The sequence below is a fragment of the Streptosporangium amethystogenes genome, assembly GCF_000721075.1.
In the GTDB taxonomy this organism is placed as follows: Bacteria; Actinomycetota; Actinomycetes; order Streptosporangiales; family Streptosporangiaceae; genus Streptosporangium; species Streptosporangium amethystogenes.
Window position 1 is genome coordinate 1 of sequence record NZ_JOEQ01000127.1, and the last position, 1,010, is coordinate 1,010.

General features: G+C 71.7%; 2 protein-coding genes. Both read left to right on the forward strand.

All coding sequences use genetic code 11. From position 1 onward, the window contains the following. Positions 1-481, forward strand: a 481-nt coding sequence (locus tag IG98_RS0143905; protein ID WP_211264391.1) for a hypothetical protein, incomplete at its 5' end; no start/stop codon positions are given. Next, the gene (locus IG98_RS0143910) at positions 478-798 is read left to right on the forward strand and encodes a hypothetical protein (protein ID WP_030926515.1); all 321 of its coding nucleotides are present in this window, start codon (positions 478-480) and stop codon (positions 796-798) included. The genes IG98_RS0143905 and IG98_RS0143910, both read left to right, overlap by 4 nt. Positions 799-1,010: the final 212 nt, after the last annotated feature.

Sequence of the window (1,010 nt, forward strand, 5' to 3'; positions counted from 1 at the left end):
AACCACCTGCGCACTGCTCGCCCCGTCTTCGTACCGGCCACCCGGCCGGTACGGCGTACCCCTCCAGATCCTTCCCTGCTCCACAGAGCGGGCCCGTCCACCGTTGACAGCGACCGGACGGGCCCTTGATCGGATCGAGGTCCAACCAGTGCGAGATGGTAGTTCCACCCACCCAGAGCCCACCAGCCCCCAGACCACGATCCCCGGCTGGCGGCTGATCCTCAGCGACGCCGGACGGCTGTGGGCCAGCCGCGAGAGGCCCTTCTCCCCGGTCGCCACCCACGCCGGAGCCGAACGGACCGTCGACGGCGACACCCTGGAGGCGTTGCGCGCCGAGACCGACCGGCAGGAGACCTTCGCCCGCGAAGCCGAGGAACAGGCGCTGAAGGAGCAGGCGGCACAAGAACAGGAGGCCCCCGCTTCAGCGGCTCCTGCCCAGGAGACGCGGGAGCGGGAGCAGGCCGGGCAGGTGATCTCATGATCCGCCGCTGTCTGGCCCGTTCCCGAGGCCGTCACCGCGACGGCGCGGCCACCGCTCCCGTGCCCCAGTACACCTGGGACCACGAGGCCCGCGCCGAGGCCGCGATGCTGGAGATCACCTGGCCCGGCTGGTCCGTCCTGTACGGCACCGGCAGCCGCCTCTTCCACGCCATCGCCACCTGGCCCACCCCCGAACCGCTGCTCATCTGCGACCGGACCGTCGAGGGCCTGAAGACCCAGATGCGCGAGGCCGAGACGACCTCGCTCGTCCGGCGCTGGGAACTCACCTCCCCCTCGGCCATCACCAGCCGCCGCTGAACAGACACGGCGGCCCCATCCCCTCCCCGCTCCGGGGCCACCGTGCCGTCGAACACGTACCGCGTGAGAGCAAAACGCGGTGTGTGACGCGGGCGGGACCGCCCACCCGGCCCGCCCGCACCCTCCAGACAGGAGCCCCCATGAACCCCCCACCCCAGGACCCGCTCGCCGTACTACGGCGAACCTTCCCCGGCTGGTACATCGACCACGAC